Source organism: Embleya sp. NPDC008237 (assembly GCF_042956465.1).
In the GTDB taxonomy this organism is placed as follows: Bacteria; Actinomycetota; Actinomycetes; order Streptomycetales; family Streptomycetaceae; genus Embleya.
The window spans coordinates 1-1646 of record NZ_JBIBGL010000051.1; the positions used below are offsets into that span (position 1 = coordinate 1).

The following is a 1646-nucleotide window of genomic DNA, read 5'->3' on the forward strand; positions in this document are numbered from 1 at the left end:
GGGGTGCTTCTCCGGGCGTCCGCCGGTGGGAAGCTCGCAGGCCAGCCGGGGCAACAACGGTTCGATCAGGGCCCATTCGTCGTCCCACGTGTCCGAGGGATAGCAGCGATGCCGCGCCATCGTGCCCCTTCCTGAGGACGGGTCGGGGCCGCCCGCGAAGCGGGCGGCCCCGACGATCAGGCGTCGATGTAGTCGGCGATCACGTCGAGCGTCGACTCCACCGAGTTGAGTTGGGTGTTCAGGTGTCGGATCCATCGGCCCTTGGGTTGCAGGGCCGCGTGCGGGGCGACGACCCCGGTGACGAACCGGCGGATCTCGGTCAGCTTCTCCCGGATCACCGCGACCTCGTATGCCTGGAGTTCGACGGGATCCGTGCAGAACCTGTAGCCGTCCGACCGTGTCCAGATCAGCGGCGGCCACCCCCGCTCGGCGATGGTGTCCCGCAGGCAGGCCAGGCCCGCGCGGGTCTGACTGGGCGACAACTCGGCGCATCTGACCAGCTGGGGAAAGGCCAGACCCGCCGGTCGCGCCTCGAAGAGCGTGCCCCTGACGGTGTCTGCGTGCCGTTGGGCCGCGGGGGATCTGCGCTCGGAGGCCCGAGGCATCGCCTACTCGCCCTGGAGGAGTCGGGCCAGTGCGTCGTCGACGTCGACCCGGCCCGTGTCGACGGCCGTTTCGATCCAGTCCAGCGTCGCCCGAACCCGGGCCACGTTGTCGTGCACGATCGCGCGTTCGTCGTCGCCCAGTTGACGATCACGCATGCCCGGGACGACCCGGCCGGCCGCGGCGACGAACGCGTGGCAGGCCGCGACCAGGTCCAGGAACTCCACCGTCCGCTCGATCCGGCGGACCGCCGGCGCGATCGGGTGCGTTTCCTCGAAGTGCTCGCGGGCCTGCCGGCCGTGCTCGACCTGCGCGTGGTTGACCTGGTGGCGGGCGGTGTCGTCCCTCATCGCCCGGAAGGCGACATCGGGGCGCCGCAACAGACCGGTGGTCACCTCGGCGGCCACGTGGTCGTCACGCGTCAACTCCTCGACCACCCGGACCCTGTCCTCCCGCTTGACCTGCGCGACCACCGTCGGCCGCCGCAGGAAATCGGTGGTGACGGCCGCGGCGACGTTCTCGTCCCGGGCGAGGGTGTGGATCGCGCTGACCTTCTCCTGCGGGGTGACCGGGTGTTCGACCGTCCAGCCCACTCGACGCTTGGCCCCGTCCACGGTCCAACGAGCCCTGCCCTCCGGTGGGGTGAGAATCGCGGCGAACCGCTCCCGCTCGTCGGCGATCCTGCCCAGAACCTTGTGAACGGTGAAGGAAACCCCGCTCTGCCGGCGGTCCTTCGGCCAGCGCGCGGCCGTCCACCGGGAGCTCTTCAGCGAGGAATACGACAGGCCGATGTCCTCGGCCAGGCGGAACAACGACTGCTTGACCGTGAACAACTCGTCGCTTTGCTCCCCGCCACCGGTTCCGCGCAACGGCTCGATCTCCAACGCGTGGTCGCCGATCGTGAACTGGCCTCGCGTGTGGTTCTCCACGATCTCGCGCAGCTCGGCCACGATCTGCTCGTAGCGATCGGCGCTGACGCTGCCGACCTTGCCGGTATTCATGGACTCTTCGGGCATGGGATTCACCACCCAGCGCGAGCCGGG

Annotated in this window: 2 protein-coding genes and 1 pseudogene; all 3 read right to left on the reverse strand. The window is 69.8% G+C overall.

Going from position 1 to position 1646, the window contains the following annotated elements; translation table 11 throughout:
• Nucleotides 1-120 (reverse strand): annotated as a pseudogene (locus ACFZBU_RS47930) (IS5/IS1182 family transposase); the annotation flags it as partial.
• A gap of 56 nt (nucleotides 121-176) precedes the next feature.
• On the reverse strand, nucleotides 177-605 hold the full coding sequence (locus ACFZBU_RS47935; protein WP_391590149.1) for a RacP protein: 429 nt from the start codon (nucleotides 603-605) through the stop codon (nucleotides 177-179).
• Between the two features lie 3 nt (nucleotides 606-608).
• Nucleotides 609-1619: a DUF6192 family protein gene (locus ACFZBU_RS47940; RefSeq protein WP_391590150.1), complete on the reverse strand. Its 1011-nt coding sequence runs from the start codon at nucleotides 1617-1619 to the stop codon at nucleotides 609-611.
• Nucleotides 1620-1646 lie beyond the last annotated feature (27 nt).